The organism is Candidatus Hydrothermales bacterium (genome assembly GCA_039630235.1).
Taxonomy (GTDB): Bacteria; Hydrothermota; Hydrothermia; order Hydrothermales; family JAJRUZ01; genus JBCNVI01.
Window position 1 is genome coordinate 240,568 of sequence record JBCNVI010000001.1, and the last position, 1,263, is coordinate 241,830.

Consider the following 1,263-nt stretch of genomic DNA (forward strand, 5'->3'; position numbering starts at 1 on the left):
TAGCAGTTCATCCGACTCTTTTAGAAGAGAATATTGACGAAGTAGAAGAGATGTCAGAGTTTCTTTATAAATTAGGCGTGAAGTACCTCAGATTAGTTCAGAAGGGACGTTTCTTTTTCGATTTTCAAAGAAGAGGGTAAAATAGTAGGACTTTTGGGTCCAAATGGAGCAGGAAAGACTACTCTAATAAGTATTTTAACTTGTATATTTCCAAAATTTAGCGGAGACGCCTTTGTATTCAACTTAAACGTAAAAAAGACTATTTAAAAATAAGAAAAATGATAAGCATTTCCCCTCAGGAAGTTATAGTAGATCCAGTTCTATCAGTATACGATAACCTTTTCGTCTACGGACTTATACTAGGTGTTCCCAAAAATTTACTTAAGCAAAGAATCGATTATTTTTTAGAAAGGGTAAATTTAAAAGAAAAAAGAAACAGACTTGCTCTTCATCTTTCAGAAGGAGAAATGAGACGTTTGCAAATCGTTCGTGCACTGTTAAAAGAAGAGGCCTCTGTTTTCTTTATAGATGAACCAACCATAAGGTTAGATCCAATAGGAAAGAAGATAACTTGGGACGAATTTAAGAAACTGAAGAAAAAGGATAAGGTGATATTTTTAGCTTCAAACGACATGGGAGAGGTCGAAAAACTATGCGACGAAATCATATTTATAAACAACGGAAAAGTAATATTTCAGGGAGAGGTAGAAGAAACAAAGAGACTGTTTGCTCCTGATGAAGTTGTAGAAATAGAGATAGAAAAAGAATTAGACTCTACGAAATTTGACGAACTGAAAAAGACTTTTTACCTCATAAAATATTAGGAAATAATGAGATCTTTGAAATTTGGGTAAAGAACGAAAAAAAAATATTTAGTAGAATAACTGAGTGGTGTAACAAAAAAAATTTGAGGATAAAAAAATTTAGAAGTAGAAAGGGAACACTTGAAGATGTTTTTTATAACTTAGTGAGGGAAAAAAATGTGTAAAATTTTCTGGTATTTTCTTTACAGAGAAATTAAAATAAAGTTAAGCTGGAAACCGATATTAGTGGGTCAAATTATGATTCCTGTAGCATATTTTTTATTCTTTGGTATTGCCTTTTCCTTTAACTTAGGATTTTTCGAATATTAGGCCATAAAGTGAATTATTTAATCTTTTTGTTACCAGGGACACTAATATTGCAGACTTTCGCCTCTCTTAATATAGTAGCTACCTTTGTCGCTAATGACAAACCTTGGAATCCTTAGACTACTTTTAACTT

Annotated in this window: 1 protein-coding gene and 1 pseudogene; both read left to right on the plus strand. The window is 31.9% G+C overall.

All coding sequences use genetic code 11. From position 1 onward, the window contains the following. The first annotated feature begins 117 nt into the window (after window positions 1-117). Window positions 118-267: pseudogene (locus ABDH49_01105) on the plus strand (ATP-binding cassette domain-containing protein). Continuing rightward, window positions 237-824, plus strand: coding sequence for an ATP-binding cassette domain-containing protein (locus ABDH49_01110; GenBank protein MEN3045576.1), 588 nt, complete (start codon window positions 237-239; stop codon window positions 822-824). Before ABDH49_01105 ends, ABDH49_01110 begins: the two are co-directional and overlap by 31 nt. The last annotated feature ends 439 nt before the right edge of the window (window positions 825-1,263 follow it).